Annotated in this window: 18 protein-coding genes and 1 other RNA gene; all 19 read left to right on the forward strand. The window is 64.7% G+C overall.

Annotation, left to right across the window (positions count from 1 at the left end):
* Positions 1-4: 4 nt before the first annotated feature.
* The 19 genes from CFE28_06990 (at position 5) to CFE28_07080 (ending at position 19342) form a co-directional block, all read left to right on the forward strand.
* The gene (locus tag CFE28_06990) at positions 5-724 is read left to right on the forward strand and encodes an N-acetylmuramoyl-L-alanine amidase (protein ID OYU69771.1); all 720 of its coding nucleotides are present in this window, start codon (positions 5-7) and stop codon (positions 722-724) included.
* A complete protein-coding gene (locus tag CFE28_06995) occupies positions 724-1326 on the forward strand; it encodes a transcriptional regulator (protein OYU69772.1) in 603 nt (200 codons plus the stop codon). The genes CFE28_06990 and CFE28_06995 overlap by 1 nt, the downstream gene beginning before the upstream one ends.
* Positions 1323-1868 carry a GNAT family N-acetyltransferase gene (locus tag CFE28_07000; GenBank protein OYU69773.1) on the forward strand — a complete coding sequence of 182 codons (546 nt, stop codon included), beginning with the start codon at positions 1323-1325 and terminating at the stop codon, positions 1866-1868. Before CFE28_06995 ends, CFE28_07000 begins: the two co-directional genes overlap by 4 nt.
* Positions 1869-1903: 35 nt before the next feature.
* An RNA gene (rnpB, locus tag CFE28_07005) (RNase P RNA component class A) lies at positions 1904-2288 on the forward strand.
* 273 nt (positions 2289-2561) lie between these two features.
* A complete protein-coding gene (locus CFE28_07010) occupies positions 2562-3029 on the forward strand; it encodes a division/cell wall cluster transcriptional repressor MraZ (GenBank protein OYU69774.1) in 468 nt (155 codons plus the stop codon).
* A complete protein-coding gene (locus tag CFE28_07015) occupies positions 3026-3955 on the forward strand; it encodes a 16S rRNA (cytosine(1402)-N(4))-methyltransferase (GenBank protein OYU69775.1) in 930 nt (309 codons plus the stop codon). The genes CFE28_07010 and CFE28_07015 overlap by 4 nt, the downstream gene beginning before the upstream one ends.
* Positions 3952-4293 carry a cell division protein gene (locus CFE28_07020; protein OYU69776.1) on the forward strand — a complete coding sequence of 114 codons (342 nt, stop codon included), beginning with the start codon at positions 3952-3954 and terminating at the stop codon, positions 4291-4293. Before CFE28_07015 ends, CFE28_07020 begins: the two co-directional genes overlap by 4 nt.
* On the forward strand, positions 4290-6038 hold the full coding sequence (locus CFE28_07025) for a penicillin-binding protein (protein OYU69777.1): 1749 nt from the start codon (positions 4290-4292) through the stop codon (positions 6036-6038). Before CFE28_07020 ends, CFE28_07025 begins: the two co-directional genes overlap by 4 nt.
* Positions 6035-7492 carry a UDP-N-acetylmuramoyl-L-alanyl-D-glutamate--2,6-diaminopimelate ligase gene (locus tag CFE28_07030; GenBank protein OYU69778.1) on the forward strand — a complete coding sequence of 486 codons (1458 nt, stop codon included), beginning with the start codon at positions 6035-6037 and terminating at the stop codon, positions 7490-7492. Before CFE28_07025 ends, CFE28_07030 begins: the two co-directional genes overlap by 4 nt.
* The gene (locus tag CFE28_07035; GenBank protein ID OYU69779.1) at positions 7485-8879 is read left to right on the forward strand and encodes a UDP-N-acetylmuramoylalanyl-D-glutamyl-2, 6-diaminopimelate--D-alanyl-D-alanine ligase; all 1395 of its coding nucleotides are present in this window, start codon (positions 7485-7487) and stop codon (positions 8877-8879) included. The genes CFE28_07030 and CFE28_07035 overlap by 8 nt, the downstream gene beginning before the upstream one ends.
* A complete protein-coding gene (locus CFE28_07040) occupies positions 8879-9988 on the forward strand; it encodes a phospho-N-acetylmuramoyl-pentapeptide-transferase (GenBank protein ID OYU69780.1) in 1110 nt (369 codons plus the stop codon). Before CFE28_07035 ends, CFE28_07040 begins: the two co-directional genes overlap by 1 nt.
* Before the next feature lie 17 nt (positions 9989-10005).
* Positions 10006-11433, forward strand: a complete 1428-nt coding sequence (locus tag CFE28_07045; protein ID OYU69781.1) for a UDP-N-acetylmuramoyl-L-alanine--D-glutamate ligase — start codon at positions 10006-10008, stop codon at positions 11431-11433.
* The gene (gene ftsW / locus CFE28_07050) at positions 11430-12626 is read left to right on the forward strand and encodes a putative lipid II flippase FtsW (protein OYU69782.1); all 1197 of its coding nucleotides are present in this window, start codon (positions 11430-11432) and stop codon (positions 12624-12626) included. The genes CFE28_07045 and ftsW overlap by 4 nt, the downstream gene beginning before the upstream one ends.
* A gap of 37 nt (positions 12627-12663) precedes the next feature.
* A complete protein-coding gene (gene murG, locus CFE28_07055) occupies positions 12664-13770 on the forward strand; it encodes an undecaprenyldiphospho-muramoylpentapeptide beta-N-acetylglucosaminyltransferase (GenBank protein ID OYU69783.1) in 1107 nt (368 codons plus the stop codon).
* Positions 13767-15182: a UDP-N-acetylmuramate--L-alanine ligase gene (locus tag CFE28_07060; GenBank protein ID OYU69784.1), complete on the forward strand. Its 1416-nt coding sequence runs from the start codon at positions 13767-13769 to the stop codon at positions 15180-15182. The genes murG and CFE28_07060 overlap by 4 nt, the downstream gene beginning before the upstream one ends.
* Positions 15179-16075 (forward strand): UDP-N-acetylenolpyruvoylglucosamine reductase, encoded by an 897-nt coding sequence (locus CFE28_07065; GenBank protein OYU69785.1) that lies wholly within the window; start codon positions 15179-15181, stop codon positions 16073-16075. Before CFE28_07060 ends, CFE28_07065 begins: the two co-directional genes overlap by 4 nt.
* A gap of 60 nt (positions 16076-16135) precedes the next feature.
* Positions 16136-17515 carry a peptidase M28 family protein gene (locus CFE28_07070; protein OYU69786.1) on the forward strand — a complete coding sequence of 460 codons (1380 nt, stop codon included), beginning with the start codon at positions 16136-16138 and terminating at the stop codon, positions 17513-17515.
* Positions 17512-18489 carry a D-alanine--D-alanine ligase gene (locus tag CFE28_07075; GenBank protein ID OYU69787.1) on the forward strand — a complete coding sequence of 326 codons (978 nt, stop codon included), beginning with the start codon at positions 17512-17514 and terminating at the stop codon, positions 18487-18489. Before CFE28_07070 ends, CFE28_07075 begins: the two co-directional genes overlap by 4 nt.
* Positions 18425-19342, forward strand: coding sequence for a cell division protein FtsQ (locus CFE28_07080; protein OYU69788.1), 918 nt, complete (start codon positions 18425-18427; stop codon positions 19340-19342). The genes CFE28_07075 and CFE28_07080 overlap by 65 nt, the downstream gene beginning before the upstream one ends.
* The last annotated feature ends 2 nt before the right edge of the window (positions 19343-19344 follow it).

Below are 19344 nucleotides of genomic sequence, written 5' to 3' on the forward strand. Positions count from 1 at the left end.
AGTCATGGATTTCATCGACGCCCCATCGCCGAATTTCGACGTGCGCAAGACGCCGCCGGACATGATCGTGCTCCACTATACCGGCATGAAGACGGGAGAGGGGGCCCTGGACCGCCTGCGGGACGCCCAGTCCAAGGTCAGTTCCCATTATCTGGTGGAGGAAGACGGACGGGTCTTCCGTCTTGTGGCCGAGGAACGCCGCGCCTGGCACGCCGGGGTCTCGTTCTGGAAGGGTGAGACCGACGTCAACAGCCGGTCCATCGGCATCGAGATCGTCAATCCCGGCCATGAATGGGGCTATCGCGCTTTTCCCGAGGCGCAGATCGCGGCGGTGATCGGCCTGCTTGCCGATATCCGAACCCGCTGGATAATCGAGGATGGCCGGATTGTCGGTCACTCCGACGTGGCGCCCGACCGCAAGGATGATCCGGGCGAACTCTTCCCCTGGAAGACCCTGGCCGAGGCCGGGCATGGATTGTGGGTCGAGCCGCCGGCGGCGCCAGGCGCACCTCTGGGCGAAGGGGCTGAAGGGGCAGGGGTCTTCGCCCTGCAGGCCGGTTTCACCCGGCTGGGTTATGACTGCGCGCCCTCAGGGACCTTTGATGCTCATACGACCTCGGTGGTCCGGGCCTTCCAGCGCCACTGGCGTCAGGAGAAATTCGACGGCGTGGCCGATGGCGAGACGCGGGCAAGGCTGATTGCACTGTTGCGGGCGGCGGGCTGATGCACCCGGCGCCGATCTTTGCGGTCGAGGCGATCGGGCCGATTCTCGAGCACCTGAAACGTCATCCCCTTGCCGCGATTTCCGCAGCGCCCGAGGGGCGAATACGGGTCGCTCATGCGCCTGTCCTGGCGCGGGAACTCGAGGGCGGAACGGTCCTGGACTTTCACCTTTCCCGCAACAACGCCCTGGCGGGGCATATCGAAGCCGGCTTTGAAGCGGTCGCTGTCAGCATGGGCCCCGAGGCCTATGTCAGCCCGGACTGGTATGCTTCAGACGATCAGGTGCCGACCTGGAATTACATGTCTGTGGAGCTGGAAGGTGTCGTCGCCCCGCTGGATGAGGCCGGCCTCGTCGCCCTGCTGGACGACCTTTCCGCCCAGGAGGAGGCGCGGCTGGCGCCCAAGCCGGCCTGGACCCGGAACAAGATGTCTGTCGGCAGGTTCGACGCCATGCTCCGGGGCATTGTCGGGGCCCGGCTGGCCATCACCCGCCTTGAGGCCACCTTCAAGCTCAGCCAGAACAAGTCCGCCGATGACCGACAGGGTGTCATAGCCGCCCTCGGGGCCCATCCGTTGGCCCGGGCCATGCAGGCGCTCAAGTGATCCCGCCCCTGGCTCGCCAGATCCTGACGGCGGGCCCCTACCGGTTGACGCCTCTGGCCGACGGCGACGCCCGCGATCTGCTGACCTTGTTTGGCGATCCGGCAGTGGCCGAATTCATGGATATCGACCCCCTCGTCAATTTCGCCGAGGCCAAAGACATTGTCGCCTGGGCCCGCGAAATGGCGGCGGGCAATCGCGGCCTGCGCTGGGCGATCCGGCGGGAAGGGGTGTCGCGCCTGATCGGGACGGTAGGCTTCAATACCCTTGAACTGGATCGCGGCCGCCGGGGCGAGATCGCCTATGACCTTGCTCAGGATCAGTGGGGGCAGGGGGTGATGAGCGAGATCCTGCCCTACGTCATGGCCTTCGGCTATGGAACCCTGGGGCTGCACCGGCTGGAGGCCATGGTGACGGTCGGCAATATCCGGTCCTGCAAACTGCTTGAGCGGCATGGGTTTGTCCTCGAGGGCAAGCTGCGGGATCACGCCTTCTGGAAGGGGCGGTTCTGGGACCAGCTCATCTATGGACGCCTCGCCGATTGACCCGCGGGACCATAGCGGCCATTGCTGATGCGGAACCAGACGGCCGGGCGATCGCGGTCCTCTCACGAGGGTCGAGGAAAGTCCGGGCTCCACTTCGACATGGCGGTGGGTAACGCCCACCGGGGGTGACCCCAGGGATAGCGCCACAGAGAGCAGACCGCCTGAACTCCGGTTCAGGTAAGGGTGAAAGGGTGCGGTAAGAGCGCACCGCGGACCCGGCGACGGGGACGGCATGGCAAGCCCCGCCAGGAGCAAGACCGAATAGGGATGTCGCGCCCTCGCAAGAGGGTAGGACCGTCGAAGGTCCGAGATGTCCGGGTAGGTCGCGAGAACCGTCCAGCAATGGCCGGTCCAGAGGAATGATCGTCGCGTCGACTTCGGTTGGCGGCACAGAACCCGGCTTACAGGCCGTCTGGTTTCCTCACTTTCCACAGAAACTCGAAAACACGGCGTTATGCTTAACGTGTTCAGTGTATGTTCTGTGAATTGTTTACGTATGTTAACTATAGATGCCCTGAACACCTTTGTTTTTGCCCGAATTCACCCCTGGGAGTCATTGTATCCCAATTGATCCCATGTTAACCCAATCACGTTCGATTATGGATGTTGGAGGTCTGCGCAGAGTGCTGCGGCCGGGTCTCCAGGGGTGAATTTCACATTGGCCATTGCGGCCACGATTTGGGGCGCGGCGGGATGTTCGTCTCGACGTTTGAAAAGCAGCTGGACGCCAAGCGGCGCATTGTGGTGCCACAGGAGTTCCGCGCCCTGATGTCTGGCCCCTTTGATGGCGTGGTCTGTTTTCCCTCCATCGAAGCTGATTGCATTGAAGGTGGCGGCCAGGCCCTGTTCGATCGCTATGTGGGCGTAATCGAGGAACTGGATTTCGGTGACCCGATCCGCAGCGCCCTTGAAACCTCGATCTATGGCGGTCTGGCCCGCATGGCGTTTGACACCGCCGGGCGCATCACCCTGCCTGAGCATCTCTGCGACATGTTCGGTCTCGATGACTGGGTTGTGGTTGTTGGCCTTGGCGACCGGTTCCAGATCTGGGGTCGGGAGGCGTTTCAGGCCCATCGCTCGGCTCAGAGAGAGCTGGCGCGGGATGGCCTTGCCCAGCTGCGATCTGCACAGCGCGCCGCGCGCCTGGGAGGCGGCGCTTGAGCGCCCCCCATGTTCCCGTCCTTCTTGAGCCGGTCCTTGCGGCCATGTCCCTGAAGCCTGGGCAGAAGATCGTCGATGGCACCTTCGGGGCGGGGGGCTACAGCCGCGCCTTCCTGGCTGCCGGCGTCGAGGTCGTTGCCTTTGATCGCGATCCTACCGCTGCACGCTTCGCAGACGGGCTCGGTGACAGGTTCAGGCTTATCGAGGCGCGTTTCTCCGACATGTCGGTGGAATTGGGCGCCGACTCCGTCGATGGCGTAGCCCTGGATCTCGGGGTTTCGTCCATGCAGCTGGATGAGGCGGATCGAGGCTTTTCCTTCATGCGGGATGGCCCTCTCGACATGCGCATGAGCGACACAGGCCAGACGGCGGCAGACATTGTGAACACCGCCGACCTAAAGGACCTTGCCCGCATGCTCTGGGTCTATGGCGAAGAGCGCCAGTCCCGCCGCATCGCCGCCGCCATCGGACGGCGTCGGGTCGAAGAGCCCTTCACCCGCACCCTTGATTTCGCTGAATTTGTCGAGCGGGTCCTCGGCGGACGGCGCGGCGCCAAGGTTCATCCGGCCACCCGGACCTTTCAGGGTCTTCGGATCGCTGTGAATGAAGAGTTGTCGGAACTGGAGGCGGGTCTGCTGGCTGCCGAGGAAGTCCTGAGAGCGGGGGGCTGTCTGGCTGTCGTGACCTTCCATTCCCTGGAAGATCGCATCGTGAAGGCCTTCTTCACCGAGCGGGCTGGTCGAACACCCGGCGGATCGCGCCATGCGCCGCCGGTCCAGGTCGGTGCTCCACCCAGTTTCCAGCTTGTTTTCAATGGCGCTCAGGGGCCCAGCGACGCGGAAGTCGCGGCCAATCCCCGCGCCCGTTCAGCCAAGCTTCGCGCGGCGATCCGGACGTCCGCGCCAGTCTGGAAGGAGGCGGCATGATCCTCTTTACCCGTCGTATCTGGGGCTTTCGCCTGATTGATGTCATGGCCTTCGGCCTGCTGATCGCCCTGATCCTCTCGGTTTACCTCGCCAAGACCATTGCCGGCAGTGAGCGCGGCGAAATCGCCCGGGTCGAGGACGAGATCGTCGTCGAACATGAACGCATCCGCCTTCTGCAGGCCGAGGTTTCCCATCTGGAGCGGCCTGACCGGATCGGCAGGCTCTCGGGCGCCTATCTTGGTCTGGCGCCGGTAAGGGCGACCCGGGAAGTTTCCCCCGAAGCTCTGTCCTCCGCCATGGCCGTTTCTCAGCCCGCACCCCTGGGAGGCAAGCTTTGAGCCTGGTCCTCAATGGCATTCCCGCCCCGAACTGGCGTTGGATCCGGGATCTTGTCTGGAAGCTCGAGCATTCGTTCGAGCGGGCCCGGGCGGCAGGCCGGGCGGAAGACGATACGCGCATCCGCATCCTGGTGGTTCTGGCGGCATTCTCGGTCGGGTTTGTTGTCCTGGCGGCAGGCGCTACGAAGATGGCCATGTATCCCGGGGTCAGCCGTGTCAGCGGCGGCGGGCTCGAGGGCGGCATGGCGCGTGCGGATCTCGTAGACCGCAATGGTTCCATGCTGGCCATCGATCTTGCGCACTACGGTCTCTATCTCGAGCCCAGGGAGATCTGGGACACCAATGAGACCCGACGCGCACTTCTGGCTGTGCTGCCCGACCTGCCCCAGGCCCGGATTGATCGGGCCCTGAAGTCAAAACACCGCGGCTTCCTGGTGGGTGGTCTCACACCGACGGTCAAGGCGCAGATCCATGACCTCGGCCTGCCAGGGATCAGCTTCGAGCCGGAGCAGAAGCGCATCTATCCCCTTGGATCGACCGCAGCTCACATGATCGGCTTCGCCGACACAGGCGGTCGCGGTCTCGGCGGTGCGGAAGCCGCCTTCAATGACGACATCCGCAAGATGGCCGGCGACAAGGTTCCGTTCGCCCTCTCTGTTGATCTTCGGATCCAGGCGGCCCTTGAGGATGAGCTGACCAAGGCTGCGAGGGAGTTCAATCCACACGGCGCTGTAGGCATCGTCACCAACGTCAGGACGGGCGAAATCCTGGGTATGGCCAGCTGGCCGACCTTTGACCCCAATCATCCGGGTCAGGCCACCGATGAGCAGAAACTCAATCGCGCGGCATCGGCGGTTTACGAGATGGGCTCGACCTTCAAGGCCTTTACCGTCGCCATTGGCCTGGACACCGGCGAGGCCACCCCCAACTCGACCTTTGACGCCCGGGCGCCGTTCCGGATGGGCTATCGCACCATCCACGACTATCACGCCACCGGTAAGATCCTGAGCCTGGTGGAGGTCTTCCAGCACTCCTCCAACATCGGCACCGCGCGGCTGGCCGAGCGCATCGGCCCGACCCGCCTCAGCCATTATTTCGACGCCCTCGGCCTGACGCGTCCCGCCAAGGTCGAGCTGCGGGAGTCAGCCATGCCCCTGGTGCCCCGGAAGTGGGACGAGGACGCTGTCGCCTCGACCTCGTTTGGACATGGCATTGACGTCAGCCCCCTCGCGCTCAGCCGCGCCATGGGCGCCCTGCTGAATGGCGGCTCCCTCGTCCCCCTGACAATCCGCAAGGTTCCCGATGGCGCAAAGGTTGGCGGGCCGCGGGTCGTGTCTGAAAAGACTTCGCTCGAAATGCTGCAGATCATGCGGGCCAATGTCACAGGCGGATCCGGCGGCAAGGCCGATGTTCCCGGTCTCACTGTCGGCGGCAAGACCGGAACCGGCGAGAAGTACGATCCGGCCATACGGGGCTACAGCCCGACCAAGCAGGTGTCGTCCTTTGCGGCGGTCTTTCCGACCGACGGGGATGTAAAGACCGATCGTTACTTCGTCCTGATCCTCATGGATGAGCCTCACGGCAACGCCGCAACTTCCGGATTCTCCACCGGGGGATGGGTGGCCGCCCCGGCGGCGGGCCGGGTCATAGATCGCATCGCGCCCTTCCTGCATGTCCGCCGTCAGGCCGACATAGCCAGCCTTTCCCGGGCAAGGGCGCCTGCAAATCCCGGGGACGAGCAGTGAGCCGCAAGCTTTCAGACCTTGTCCACCTGGACCTTGGCCAGGATCCGGACATAACCGGCGTCACCGCAGACAGCCGCAGGGTGAAGCCCGGATTCCTGTTCGCCGCCCTGCCGGGCGTAAGCGTTGACGGTGGAAAGTTTGCTGCAGGCGCTGTGGCCTCTGGCGCGGTCGCTGTCATCGCCCGGGAAGACATGCCCGAACTGGGCGTGCCGGTGATTGTCACCCCTGATCCCAGACGCGCCTACGCCCTGGCGGCGGCCCACTTCTGGGCAAGGCAGCCCCAGACCGTCGTTGCGGTCACGGGAACCAATGGCAAGACCTCTGTCGCCGCCTTCTGTCGCCAGATTTTCAATGCCGCAGGGCATCGCGCCGCCAGCATGGGAACCCTCGGCGTCCGAGCCACAGGTCCCAACGGGTTCGACGTCCAGTTGACACCGCCGGGCCTGACGACGCCGGATGCTGCCGATGTCGCCGAACTGATGGCCGGGCTGGTGGATCAGCAGGTGACCCATCTGGCCCTCGAGGCCTCCTCGCACGGCGTGGACCAGAGGCGGCTGGACGGGGTTCAACTCAAGGCCGCCGGCTTCCTGAACCTCACCCAGGATCACCTCGACTACCACGGCACGATGGAGACCTATCGCGCCGCCAAGCTGCGGCTGTTCGAGACCTTGCTGCCCCGGGGCGGGACGGCGGTTCTGAACGCGGACTCCGACAGTTTCAGCGCATTTGCGGCCGCTGCGACGGTGTCGGGGCAGAGCCTGATCACGGTCGGCGAGGCGGGTCAGACCCTTCGCATGACGGCGCGGGTCATGACCCCTTCCGGCCAGAGGCTTTCGCTGGAAGCGGGCGGCAGGACATTTGACGTGAATCTGCCTCTGGCAGGGGGCTTTCAGGCCTCCAACGCCTTGGTCGCCGCAGGCCTTTGTCTTGCTGCAGGCGTGCCGCTGGACACGGTTCTGGGTGCGCTCGAGCACCTTGAGGGCGCACCGGGCAGGCTGCAGCGGGTCGGCGCCAGGACTGGCGGCGGCGAGGCCTATGTCGACTATGCCCATACGCCTGACGGGCTTGAGACCGTCCTCAAGGCCCTTCGCCCGCACGCCTCGAGAAAGCTCATCGTCGTCTTCGGCGCCGGGGGAGATCGGGACCGGACCAAGCGACCCCTGATGGGTGCGATTGCGGCGCAGTTTGCCGACGTCGCCATTGTCACCGACGACAATCCCCGCAGCGAGGTCCCGGCCGCGATCCGCGCCGACATCATGGCGGGAAATCCAGGCCTCAAGGAAGTTGGCGATCGCAGGGAGGCCATCCGGGCCGGCGTGGCCGAACTTGGTTCCGGGGATGTGCTCATCGTCGCTGGCAAGGGGCACGAACAGGGCATGACCATCGCCGGGGTTGTTCACCCCTTCGACGATGTGGCTGAAACTGCCCTGGCCCTGGAGGGTGCAGATGTCTGACGCCCTCTGGACCGCCCATGACATCGCCACGGCGACCGATGGTCAGGTGATGACCGATTTTGCGGTCAATGGCGTCTCCATCGACACCCGGACCGTTGAACCTGGCGACCTGTTTGTCGCCCTGGCCGGCGTGCGGGACGGTCACGACTTTGTGGCCCAGGCCCTTGAAAAGGGCGCGGCCGGAGCCCTGGCCTCAAAGCCGGTTGGCGGGCCTTCCGTTCAGGTCGCCGACACATTCGCCGCCCTTGAAGCCCTCGGCGTCGCGGCGCGGGTTCGCGCGCCCCAGACCTTGCGTGGCGCGGTGACCGGCTCGGTGGGCAAGACCAGCGTGACCCAGGCCATCCGCGCAGGCCTTGCGCTGGCCGGCAGGGCCCACAGCTCGATCAAGAGCTACAACAATCATATCGGCGTGCCCCTGACCCTGGCGCGCATGCCCCGGGATACAGAGCGGGCCATCTTCGAGATCGGCATGAACCATGCCGATGAGATTACGCCCCTCTCAAGAATGGTGGCGCCCCACGCTGTGGCCATCACAACCGTCGGGCCCGTCCATGTGGAAAATTTCCCGGAAGGGGAGCGGGGCGTAGCCAGGGCCAAGGCCGAGATCTTTCATGGCATGTCGCCGGGCGGCGTCGCGGTTCTGAACGCCGACAACGCCTGGTTTGAATACCTCAGTTCCGAAGCCCGCAAGGCAGGATTGAAGGTCCATGCCTTTGGTGTCGACAGCACCTGCGCGGCGCAGTTGGTGAGCTTTGAGCCTCAGCCGGGCTATGCGCAGATCAAGGCCCGGTTGCATGGCAGGGCCCTGGACTTTCCGATACGCCAGACCGGGTTCCACTGGGGCCCCAACAGCATGGCCGTCCTGCTGATGCTTGAGGCTTTGAATGTGTCCCTTGAGCACAGCCTGCAGGCCCTGGCCGAGTTCCAGCCTCTTGAGGGCCGCGGCGCCGAGCGACAGGTAAGGCTTCCTGGCGGCTCCTTCACCCTGGTGGACGAAAGCTACAACGCCAACCCAATCTCGATGGCCGCAGCCTTCGCCAGCCTCGGCGTACGCAAGCCGATGGGGCGACGTATCGTCGCGCTGACCGACATGCTCGAACTGGGTGACGAGGCGCCAAACTACCACGCGGCGCTGGCCGAACCCCTGGAGAAGGCCGGGATTGATCTGGTCTTCTGCGCCGGCCCCCTCATGAAATCCCTCTGGGACGCCCTTCCGTCGACTCGGCGCGGCGGCTACGCCCTCAACGCGGCCGATCTTGCGCCGCAAATCGCACAGGCCGCAGAGCCAGGCGATCTTGTGATGGTGAAGGGCTCCAACGGCTCCAGGGCCGGCGTCATTGCGACGGCGCTCGGCAAGCTGGACCTCGGGGCGGAGGGAACGCGGTAATGCTCTATTGGCTCTACGAGCAGGCCGCTGCAGGCGGGCACATCCCGATCCTCAACCTGATGAAATACCTGACCTTCCGGACGGGTATGGCGCTGTTCACCGCCCAACTGGTTGTCGTGGCCATGGGGTCACGCTTCATCCGCTGGATGCAGACCAAGCAGGGCAAGGGGCAGCCAATCCGCAAGGAAGGCATTGAGCGCCACGTGATCGAGAAGGCCGGCACCCCCACCATGGGCGGCGTGATGATCCTGGCGGGTCTTCTGGTCGGCACCCTGCTGTGGGCCGACCTCAGCAATGTCTATGTCTGGGCTGTCGTGATGGTCACGGCGGGCTATGGCCTGCTCGGCTTCTCCGACGACTACGCCAAGGTCACCAAGCAGACCACGGCCGGCGTGTCGGGCCGGCTTCGGCTGATCCTGGAGGTGGCCATCGCCCTGGCCGCCGTCATGCTCATCGTCGTTTACGGAAAATCCCCGCCGGACGCTCCGCAGTTGGGAACCTCTGTCGCCTTCCCGATATTCAAGGCGGCCCTGCTGAACCTGGGCTGGTTCTATCTGGCCTTCGGGGCCTTCATCATTGTCGGCGGCGCCAACGCCGTGAACTTCACGGACGGTCTGGATGGGCTGGCGACGGTTCCGGTGATGATCGCCGCGGCGGCCTTTGGTCTGATCGCCTATCTGGTCGGCAACTTCGTCTTTGCCCGATACCTGCAACTTCACTTTGTCCCGGGGGTAGGGGAGGTCGCGGTCTTCTGCGGCGCCATGATCGGGGCCGGCCTCGGCTTCCTCTGGTACAATGCACCGCCCGCCAAGATCTTCATGGGTGACACCGGCGCCCTGGCCCTTGGAGGCGCCCTGGGCGCTGTGGCGGTCGCCACCAAGCACGAGATCGTCCTGGGTATCATCGGCGGCCTGTTCGTCGCCGAAACCCTGTCGGTCATCATCCAGGTCGCCTACTTCAGAATGACCGGCAAGCGCATTTTCCTGATGGCGCCGATCCACCACCACTTCGAGAAACTTGGCTGGTCAGAGTCCACCGTCGTCATCCGCTTCTGGATCGTCGCCGTCATGCTGGCCATTCTGGGCCTCGCCACACTGAAGCTGCGGTAGGGGGTCGGAACGCGCTCATGATCCCGGTTCGCGGCTTTGAGGGAAAACGCGTCGCCGTCTTCGGTCTGGCCCGTACGGGTCTGACGGCGGCGCACGCCCTTCTGGCTGGAGGGGCTGAGGTCGCCCTGTGGGACGAACGTCCGGCCGGGCGCGAAGCCGCGATCGCGGAGGGCCTGCCTCTGGTCGATCTCAGCACGGCGGATTGGTCCCAATTCGCCGCCCTGATGCTGTCGCCCGGCGTGCCCCTGACCCATCCCGAACCGCACTGGACCGTCGAAAAGGCCCGGGCCGCAGGCGTGGAGATTCTGGGCGATGTTGAGCTCTTCGCCCGTACCGTGAATGCAGCGCCCGAGGGCAAGCGCCCCAAGGTGATCGCCATCACAGGCACCAACGGCAAGTCGACCACAACGGCCCTGATCGGCCATATCTGCGCCGAGGCAGGCCGTGACACCCGGGTTGGCGGCAATATCGGCTTTGGCGTCCTTGGACTGCCGGACATGCATGGCGGGGCGGTCTATGTCCTGGAATTGTCCTCCTACCAGCTTGATCTGACCTCAAGTCTCAAGCCTGACGTTTCGGTCCTGCTCAATGTATCGCCCGATCACCTGGACCGGCATGGCGGCATGGAAGGCTATGTGGCCGCCAAGCGCCGCATCCTGCTGAACCAGGGCAAGGGCGACACGGCCGTCATCGGGGTTGATGATCCCTGGGGCCAGAGGATCTGCACAGAGATCACCGCCGCAAATCGCAGGACCATCGTGCCCATCTCGGCTTCCAAGGCCATGGGGCGCGGCGTCTATGCCCTTCAAGGGGTTCTCTATGATGCAACAGGCGAACGGGCGGCCGAGGTCGCCGACATTCTCGAGGCCAGGTCCCTGCCGGGTCGACATAACTGGCAGAATGCAGCCGCTGCTTATGCGGCCTGTCGTGGTCTGGGCATCCTCACAGAGGAAGTGGCCGCAGGGTTGATGTCCTTCCCGGGGCTGGCTCACCGGATGGAGACGGTCGCTCATCTGGGCGATATCCGCTTCGTCAATGACAGCAAGGCGACCAATACCGACGCCGCGCGGCAGGCCATGTCCAGCTATCCGAAATTCTACTGGATCGCAGGCGGCCAGCCCAAGACCGGTGGCATAGACGCGCTGGCGGACCTGTTCCCCAGGATCGAGGCTGCCTACCTCATCGGAGAGGCAAGCGAAGCCTTCGCCCACACCCTTCAGGGCAAGGCCCGGAGCGTTGAATGCGGAACCCTGGAAAACGCCGTCTCGGCCGCCTATGCCGACGCCCGGGCCTCCGGCGCTCCGGCGGTCGTGCTTTTGTCTCCAGCCTGCGCATCCTTCGATCAGTTCGCTGACTTTGAAGCCCGGGGGGAGGCCTTCCGGGCCGCTGTCCTGGCGCTGGGCGAGACTTCCGAGGCCGCGCCGCACAGACGGGCTTTCCAATGACCGACAGTGTTCTCGATCACGATCCCGAGCCTCCCGGTGAGGTCAAGAGCGAGAACAGGGCCTTTGCGCGGTCTGACCGAACCCGACTTGGCGTCTGGTGGTGGACCATGGACCGCTGGCTGCTGGGCGCTGTCGTTCTGCTGGTGGTTCTCGGCGTTCTCATGTCGTTTGCCTCGAGCCCTGCCGCAGCAGCCCGGATGCATGTGGATGATCCCTTCCACTTCGCGATCCGCCAATGCGTTTTCGCAGCTGCGGGCCTGATCATTCTGCTTTCTACGACCGTGCTGGATGTTCGCGGCGTGCGGCGGGCCGCATTCTTCATCTGGCTGGTAGCGATCTGCATCATGATCGCCCTGCCTTTCATCGGTCACAACGCCAAGGGCGCCACCCGCTGGCTGGAGTTTGCCGGTTTCACGCTTCAGCCATCCGAGTTCATGAAACCGGCCCTGATCGTTCTGGTCGCCTGGATGTTTTCCGAGGGTCAGAAGGGGCAGGGTGTTCCCGGGGTCAGCATCGCCTTCTGCCTGTATCTGGTGTCCATCATCCTACTGCTGATCCAGCCTGATGTGGGTCAGACCGTCTTGCTGACCGTGGCCTTTGGCGCCGCCTTCTGGATGGCCGGCGTGCCGCTCAGCTGGATCATGTTCCTGGGGGGCGTCGCTCTGGCTGGATTGAGCTCGACCTACTTCCTCATGCCCCACGTGGCCAGCCGGGTGGACAAGTTCCTCAGTCACGGTGATGCGGACTCAAGGCTCGATAACCATCAGGTTGACCGCGCTGCCGAAGCCATTGCAGCCGGCGGCCTGTTTGGTCGGGGTCCTGGGGAGGGTGTCATGAAGCGTCATGTTCCCGACCTGCACACCGACTTCATCTATTCCGTCGCAGCAGAAGAGTACGGCCTGGTCTTCTCCCTCTTCCTGATTTCCCTCTACGCCTTTGTGGTGATCCGGGGACTGTCAAAGGCCATGAAGCTGTCGGACACCTTCCAGCAGGTGGCTGCAGCCGGGCTGTTTGTCCTGGTAGGCGAACAGGTCTTCATCAATGTGGCGGTCAATCTGAACCTGATCCCCACCAAGGGCATGACCCTGCCCCTGATCTCCTATGGCGGCTCGTCCATGCTGGCCATATGCCTGACACTCGGCCTCGCCCTGGCCCTGACCCGCCGCCGTCCCGGTGTCTACATGCCGGGTTAGGCTACACAATCGCCTCGCCTTCACTTAAAGCCTGTTCATGCGCAAGATCGCCGTCGTCGCCGCTGGAGGCACTGGGGGACACCTGTTCCCCGCCCAGGCTCTTTCTGAAGCCCTGATCGCCCGCGGCTGGCGCATTGTGCTGGCCAGCGACGAGCGGGTCGCCGCCATGTCTGAAAACTTCCCGGCGGAGGAGCGGATCGGCCTTTCGGCGCGGACCTTCAAGTCCGGAGACCCGGTGGGCATGGCGCTGGCGGGCATTGCGATCTTCAAGGGCATATTGCAGGCCCGCGCAGCCTTCGCCCGCCTGGATCCCGCCGTCGTTGTGGGGTTCGGAGGCTACCCGTCCGTTCCCGGCCTGCTGGCCGGCATTTCCCAGAACCGCCCGACAGTCCTTCATGAACAGAACGCCGTCATGGGCCGCGCCAATCGCCGGCTGGCCTCCCATGTCCGTGCGGTCGCCTGCGCCTTTCCCGTCCTTCAGAAGGCTCCGGCGAAAATCCAGGACAAGGTGGTGGTGGTTGGAAATCCTGTCCGCCCTGAAATCCGCGAGCTTGCAGACAAGCCCTACCTGCCGCCTGAGCCGGGCGGCACATTGCGTCTGCTGATCACCGGCGGCAGCCAGGGCGCCCGCCTGTTGTCCGAACTCATGCCGGCGGCCATCGCCCAACTGCCAGAGGACCTGCGCAATCGCCTCCGGGTCCAGCAGCAGACCCGGGTAGAGAGCATGGACAATGCCCGGCGGATCTATGCCGACGCCAATGTCCAGGCCGAGATCGCCCCCTTCTTCCGCGACATGGCGACCCGTCTGCGTCAGGCCCATCTGGTGGTCGGACGTTCGGGCGCAGGATCGGTCTGCGAATTCGCCATAGCCGGCAAGCCCGCCATTCTGGTGCCCCTGGCCATCGCCCTTGATGACGATCAGGGTCAGAACGCCAAGGTCATGGCCGACGCAGGCGGCGCCCAGGTCGCCCGGGAAGACCAACTCACTGTCGACACCATGGCCGGCGCCCTGACCAAGCTGCTGTCCCACCCCGACCGTCTGGTCCGCATGGCGGCCGGCGCCCGGTCCATAGCCAAGCCGGACGCTGCAGAACGTCTGGCTGATCTGGTGGAAGTCACCGCCGCCCAGGGACGAATTGCATGAACCGCCGTCGTCCTGTGCCCTTCGAACTGGGTCCCGTGCACTTTGTCGGCATTGGCGGCATAGGCATGAGCGGCATTGCCGAGATCATGCTGCGCATCGGCTATACGGTGCAGGGCTCCGACGCCAAGGCCAGCGCCAATACCGAACGCCTTGAAAAGCTGGGCGCCCGCATCTTCATCGGCCAGGACGCGGGCAACGTCGATGGCGCTTCCGCCGTGGTCTATTCCACCGCCATCAAGGCCGACAATCCTGAGCTGGCGGCAGCCCGAGCGCGGCGCCTGCCCCTGGTCCGGCGGGCTGAAATGCTGGCGGAACTCATGCGCCTGCAGTTCTCCGTGGCGGTCGGCGGCACCCACGGCAAGACCACCACAACCTCCATGGTCGCGGCCCTGCTGGATGCCGGCGGCCTGGACCCCACCGTGGTCAATGGCGGCATCATCAACGCCTATGGCACCAACGCCAAGGTAGGCGAGGGCGACTGGATCGTCGTCGAGGCTGATGAGAGCGACGGCACCTTCCTGCGCCTGAAATCGACCTGCGCCATCGTCACCAATATCGACCCCGAGCACCTGGATCACTACGGCGACTTTGACGCGGTCCGGAAGGCCTTCCGGGACTTTGTCGAGAACATCCCCTTCTATGGCTTTGCGGCGGTCTGTACGGACCATCCCGAGGTCCAGGCCATGGCCGCCAAGGTCGAGAACCGGCGTCTGGTGCCCTACGGGGTCAATCCCCAGGCCGAGGTGCGGGCGCTCAACATCACCATGGGCCCTGATGGCAGCCGCTTTGACGTGGTCATCGCGCCCCTGGGCGGCGATGTCATGACCTGGCGGGACATGCACCTGCCCATGGCCGGACACCACAATGTCATGAACGCCCTGGCGGCCATCGCCGTGGCGCGGGAGCTCGGCGTCAGCGAAGCTGACATCCGCAAGGGCCTCACCGGGTTTGGCGGGGTCAAGCGCCGGTTCACCACCACCGGAGTCGCCAATGGTGTCCGGGTCATTGATGACTATGGCCATCACCCTGTAGAGATTTCCTCGGTCCTGAAGGCCGCCCGGGCGGTTACGGAAGGCCGGGTCATCGCCGTCGTCCAGCCGCACCGCTATTCCCGACTGAAAGACCTGTTCTCCGAGTTCTGCGGCTGCTTCAACGACGCCGACACGGTCATCGTCGCTGACGTTTATTCAGCTGGCGAGGCGCCCCTGCCGGGCGCCAGCCGCGATGACCTGGTGGAGGGGCTCCGTCGGTTCGGACATCGCCGCGCCCTGCCGCTGGGCGGCCCGGCTGAACTTGCAGACCTGGTGTCAAAAGAAGCCCGATCCGGCGATCTGGTGGTCCTGCTGGGCGCCGGGGACATCACCACCTGGGCCTATGCCCTGCCAGGTCAGCTGGAAGGCCTCACGAAATGACCTGGCGAGACAGTCTTCCGGAAGTTCGCGGCAAGCTGCTGCGCAATGAGAACCTGGGTCCCTTCACCTGGTTCCGGGTCGGCGGACCTGCTGACGTCCTATACCTGCCGGCCGATCCGGACGACCTCTCGGATTTCCTCAGCCAGCTGCCGGCCGAGGTTCCAGTCCACGTGCTGGGGGTCGGGTCCAATGTCATCGTCCGCGATGGCGGCGTTGAAGGCGTCGTCATCCGACTGGCCGGCAAGGCCTTCGCTGAAATCGTCGTGGATGAGGATCAGATCGTCGCTGACGCTGGCGCCCTGGATTCCGCGGTCGCCAAGGCTGCCGCCAAGGCCGGTCTCGCCGGTCTTGAGTTCTATGCGGGCATTCCCGGAACCATAGGCGGCGCCCTGACCATGAACGCCGGCTGCTATGGCCGGGAGACCAAGGACGTCCTTTCCAGCGCCTGGGGCTTTGACCGGTCCGGGGAGGTGGTGGCCTATACCCTCGAGGACTTCGGCTACACCTACCGGCACAGTCAGGCGCCGGCCGATATCATCTGGATGCAGGCGGTGTTTCATGGCCAGGCCGATGATCCCGCCGCCATCACGGCGCGCATGGACGAAATCACCGCCAGGCGGGAAGCCAGCCAGCCAATCCGTGAAAAGACCGGAGGCTCCACCTTCAAGAACCCGGAGGGGCATTCATCGTGGAAGCTGGTGGATGAAGCAGGCTGGCGCGGCAAGCTGCATGGCGGCGCCATGTTCTCACCCCAGCATTCCAACTTCATGATCAATACCGGCCAGGCCACCGCCGCAGACATTGAAGGCCTGGGCGAGACCGTGCGCGCCGATGTCCTGGCCAGGACCGGTGTGCAGTTGGAGTGGGAAATCAAGCGCCTGGGCCGTCCCTGACGCGCTCTGGAGCGGCGAGCGCGACTTGACAGGCGACCCCGGCTAAGCGACGGGCGAGTTATGAAAAAGCTCCTGACTGCGTCCTGCTTCGCCGCCCTGTTTTTCGCCAGCTCGGCTACGGCCGCTGACCTTGCCCAGGAAGCCCAGGCCCTGAGGGCCAAGGCCCTGGCAGACCCTACCGCCTGGGAGGTTCTGGAGTCCCTGACCACGGAGGTGGGCGCCCGCTCGGTGGGAACGCCAGCCATTGTCAGGGCCAAGGACTGGGGTCTCGCAAAACTCACCGCCCTGGGCTTTGAGAACGTCCATGCAGAACCCTTTACCTCCAGGGCCTGGGTGCGTGGCGCCGAGTCAGCTGAGGTGGTTTCACCCTTCCCGCAGAAGCTTTCCATTCTGGGCCTCGGCTGGTCGTCGTCGACGCCCCCGGGCGGCCTTGAGGCGGAAGTTGTCCTCTTCAAATCCCTGCAGGAGTTGCAGGCCCAACCCGTTGGCGCCCTGAAAGGCAAGATCGCTGTCATCAGCCAGGCCATGCGGCGCACACAGGGTCCCGATGGCTATGGATCCGGGGTTGCGCCCCGGTCGATCGGCGCGGCTGAGGCGGCCAAGCGGGGGGCTGTTGGCTTTCTTGTCCGGTCGATTTCAACCGACGACACCCGTCTGCCGCATACAGGTTCCATGCGTGGCGAGCCCGGCATTCCCGCAGCGGCCCTTTCGGTTCCTGACGCAGAGCTTCTCGAACACATGATGGCGCGGGGCAAACCGGTGAAGGTTCGTCTCAACCTGTCGTCCACGGTCATTCCCCAGGCGCAGTCCTGGAATGTGGTCGGGGAACTGAAGGGCGCGGTCCGACCAGAGGAGGTCATCGTCGTCGGCGGGCATCTGGATTCCTGGGATCCCGGCACAGGCGCCATTGATGACGCCTCGGGCATAGCTATCGCGACCTCGGCGGCGCGGCTGGCGGGAACCGAGGGCGGACGTCCGGCGCGGACCCTCCGGGTCGTCATGTGGGGGTCAGAAGAGCAGGGCGGGTCAGGCGCCGCCTATGCCCTGGCCCACAAGGACGAGGCCGCAAAAATCGTCCTCGCAGGGGAAAGCGATCTGGGCGGCGATGAGATCTGGCGGGCGCGGCTGCCCAAAGGGTCTCTTGCCCAGCCGGCCATGAAGGCCTTCGCCACCGTCCTTCCGGACCTGAAGGTCATTCTGTCGCGGGAACCCGCCGATGAAGGTGGAGCAGATGTTGAAGGCCTGAAGGAGGCCGGCGTGCCGGTGGTCGATTTCGATCAGGACGCCAGCCGCTATTTCGACCTGCACCATTCAGCCGATGACACCCTCGACAAGGTGGATCCGAAGAAGCTGGCGCAGAATGTCGCTGTCTGGGCGGCCTTCCTGCGGGTGACCGCCAACAGCGACATCGACTTCCGCAAGTCGGCGGTGGCGCCGTGAGCGGACCCCTGGCCGGAAAGCATGTCGCCGTTCTTCTGGGAGGCCTGTCCTCAGAGCGGGAGGTCAGCCTGGTCTCCGGTCGGGAATGCGCCGACGCCCTGGAGCGTCTGGGCGCGCGGGTATCGCGGGTGGACGCCGGTCGGGATCTGGCCCAGGTTCTGACCCGTCTGCAGCCTGATGTCTGCTTCAACGCCCTGCATGGCGAATGGGGTGAGGATGGCTGTGTGCAGGGCGTCCTTGAGACCCTTGGCTTGACCTATACCCACTCTGGCGTGCTGCCCTCGGCCCTGGCCATGGACAAGGCCAAGTCCAAGGCGGTCCTGGCTGCAGCCGGGGTGGTGGTGCCGGGGGGCGGACTGTTCAACCGTATGGAGGTTGCCGCCGACCACGTCATGGCCCCGCCCTATGTGGTGAAGCCCAATGCGGAAGGCTCTTCAGTCGGGGTGTTCATCATTCCGGAGGGCGCGAACCGTCCGCCGCAGGAGCTGGCCTCGCCATCCTGGACCTTCGGCGAACAGGTCATGGTTGAACCCTTCATCCGCGGACTCGAACTGGCTGTGGGCGTTATGGACGGCAAGGCCATGACGGTTACCGAAATCGTACCGGTTTCGGGATTTTATGACTATGAGGCCAAGTATTCTGACGGGGGTTCAAAGCATGTTGTGCCGGCCCAGATCCCGCCTCATGCCTTTGAAAAAGCTATGCGTTTATCCGAGCAGGCCCATCAGGCCCTGGGCTGTAGCGGGGTCAGTCGGTCGGACCTTCGTTATGACGACGTTAACGACATTCTGGTCCTTCTGGAGGTGAACACTCAACCCGGCATGACGCCGACTTCGCTCGTCCCCGAGCAAGCCGCGTCGCAGGGCGTGAGTTTCGATCAACTGGTGCTTTGGATAACGGAGGATGCTTATGCCCGCGGTGATGCGGGGGGGATCGCGCGCTCAGCCGAAACCCCGGGCCAAATCGCCCCCTAGCACCAAGAAAGCTCCCGCGCCCCGCGCGCGGGCGGCGAACGCCTACGCGCCCGCCAAGCTTCGCGCCGCTGAAGGCGTCGGCCTTTCCGCCCACCATGCCCTGTTCGCCGCCTGTGGCGTCCTTGTTCTGGCCCTGGGTGTCACCCTTGCGACCGGGGACCGGGCGGAAAGACTGGGCGCCGCGACCAATGCTGCGGTGGGAACACGCTTCGCCTCTCTGGGCTTCAAGCTGAGGGCCGTGCGGGTTCAGGGCGCCTCGAAACTGGCGACTGCCGATATTCTGAAAACCGCCAATGTCTATAGGGACATGCCCCTGCTGGGCATGGACCTTGGCAAGCTGCAGACCGACATTCAGTCCGTGGGCTGGGTGAAGTCTGTGCGGGTGGTGAGACTGCTTCCTGACACCCTTGTCCTGCAGATTGTCGAGCGTCCCCAGGTGGCCATCTGGCAGGACGGCGGCTTCACCCGGGTCATCGATGACAAGGGCCAGGTTATCCCCGAGGCCGACGCCCGGGCATTTGCGAAACTGCCGCTGGTGGTGGGCGAAGGCGCCAATGATCATGCCGCGCAGATCCTCAACGCCGTGTCCCAGCGGCCCGGTCTGATGTCGCGGGTCGAGGCCATGGTTCGGGTTGATAACCGGCGGTGGGACCTGCGCCTGAAGGATGGCAGCCTGATCCAGCTGCCAAGCGGCGGGGTAGACGCTGCCCTGATCGCCCTTGAGCAACTGGAAGTGAAGTCACGCATTCTCGAACTGGGATTTGAGCGCATCGACCTGCGCGACCCTGAAACGGTTTCCGTGCGCCCCCGGGTCGCCCCGGCGGCTGGTCCCCTGGTTGCGGACGGCGCGTAATG

This window comes from Alphaproteobacteria bacterium PA2 (assembly GCA_002256425.1).
Taxonomy (GTDB): domain Bacteria; phylum Pseudomonadota; class Alphaproteobacteria; order Caulobacterales; family Caulobacteraceae; genus Phenylobacterium.

Excerpts from the sequence above, each read along its gene's own strand:
- CFE28_07065 (OYU69785.1), top strand. The coding sequence starts at position 15,179 with ATGACCTGGCGAGACAGTCTTCCGGAAGTTCGCGGCAAGCTGCTGCGC.
- CFE28_07045 (OYU69781.1), top strand. The coding sequence starts at position 10,006 with ATGATCCCGGTTCGCGGCTTTGAGGGAAAACGCGTCGCCGTCTTCGGT.
- CFE28_06995 (OYU69772.1), top strand. The coding sequence starts at position 724 with ATGCACCCGGCGCCGATCTTTGCGGTCGAGGCGATCGGGCCGATTCTC.
- CFE28_07070 (OYU69786.1), top strand. The coding sequence starts at position 16,136 with ATGAAAAAGCTCCTGACTGCGTCCTGCTTCGCCGCCCTGTTTTTCGCC.
- CFE28_07020 (OYU69776.1), top strand. The coding sequence starts at position 3,952 with ATGATCCTCTTTACCCGTCGTATCTGGGGCTTTCGCCTGATTGATGTC.
- CFE28_07035 (OYU69779.1), top strand. The coding sequence starts at position 7,485 with ATGTCTGACGCCCTCTGGACCGCCCATGACATCGCCACGGCGACCGAT.
- CFE28_07040 (OYU69780.1), top strand. The coding sequence starts at position 8,879 with ATGCTCTATTGGCTCTACGAGCAGGCCGCTGCAGGCGGGCACATCCCG.
- CFE28_07060 (OYU69784.1), top strand. The coding sequence starts at position 13,767 with ATGAACCGCCGTCGTCCTGTGCCCTTCGAACTGGGTCCCGTGCACTTT.
- CFE28_06990 (OYU69771.1), top strand. The coding sequence starts at position 5 with ATGGATTTCATCGACGCCCCATCGCCGAATTTCGACGTGCGCAAGACG.
- CFE28_07010 (OYU69774.1), top strand. The coding sequence starts at position 2,562 with ATGTTCGTCTCGACGTTTGAAAAGCAGCTGGACGCCAAGCGGCGCATT.
- murG (OYU69783.1), top strand. The coding sequence starts at position 12,664 with ATGCGCAAGATCGCCGTCGTCGCCGCTGGAGGCACTGGGGGACACCTG.
- CFE28_07080 (OYU69788.1), top strand. The coding sequence starts at position 18,425 with ATGCCCGCGGTGATGCGGGGGGGATCGCGCGCTCAGCCGAAACCCCGG.
- ftsW (OYU69782.1), top strand. The coding sequence starts at position 11,430 with ATGACCGACAGTGTTCTCGATCACGATCCCGAGCCTCCCGGTGAGGTC.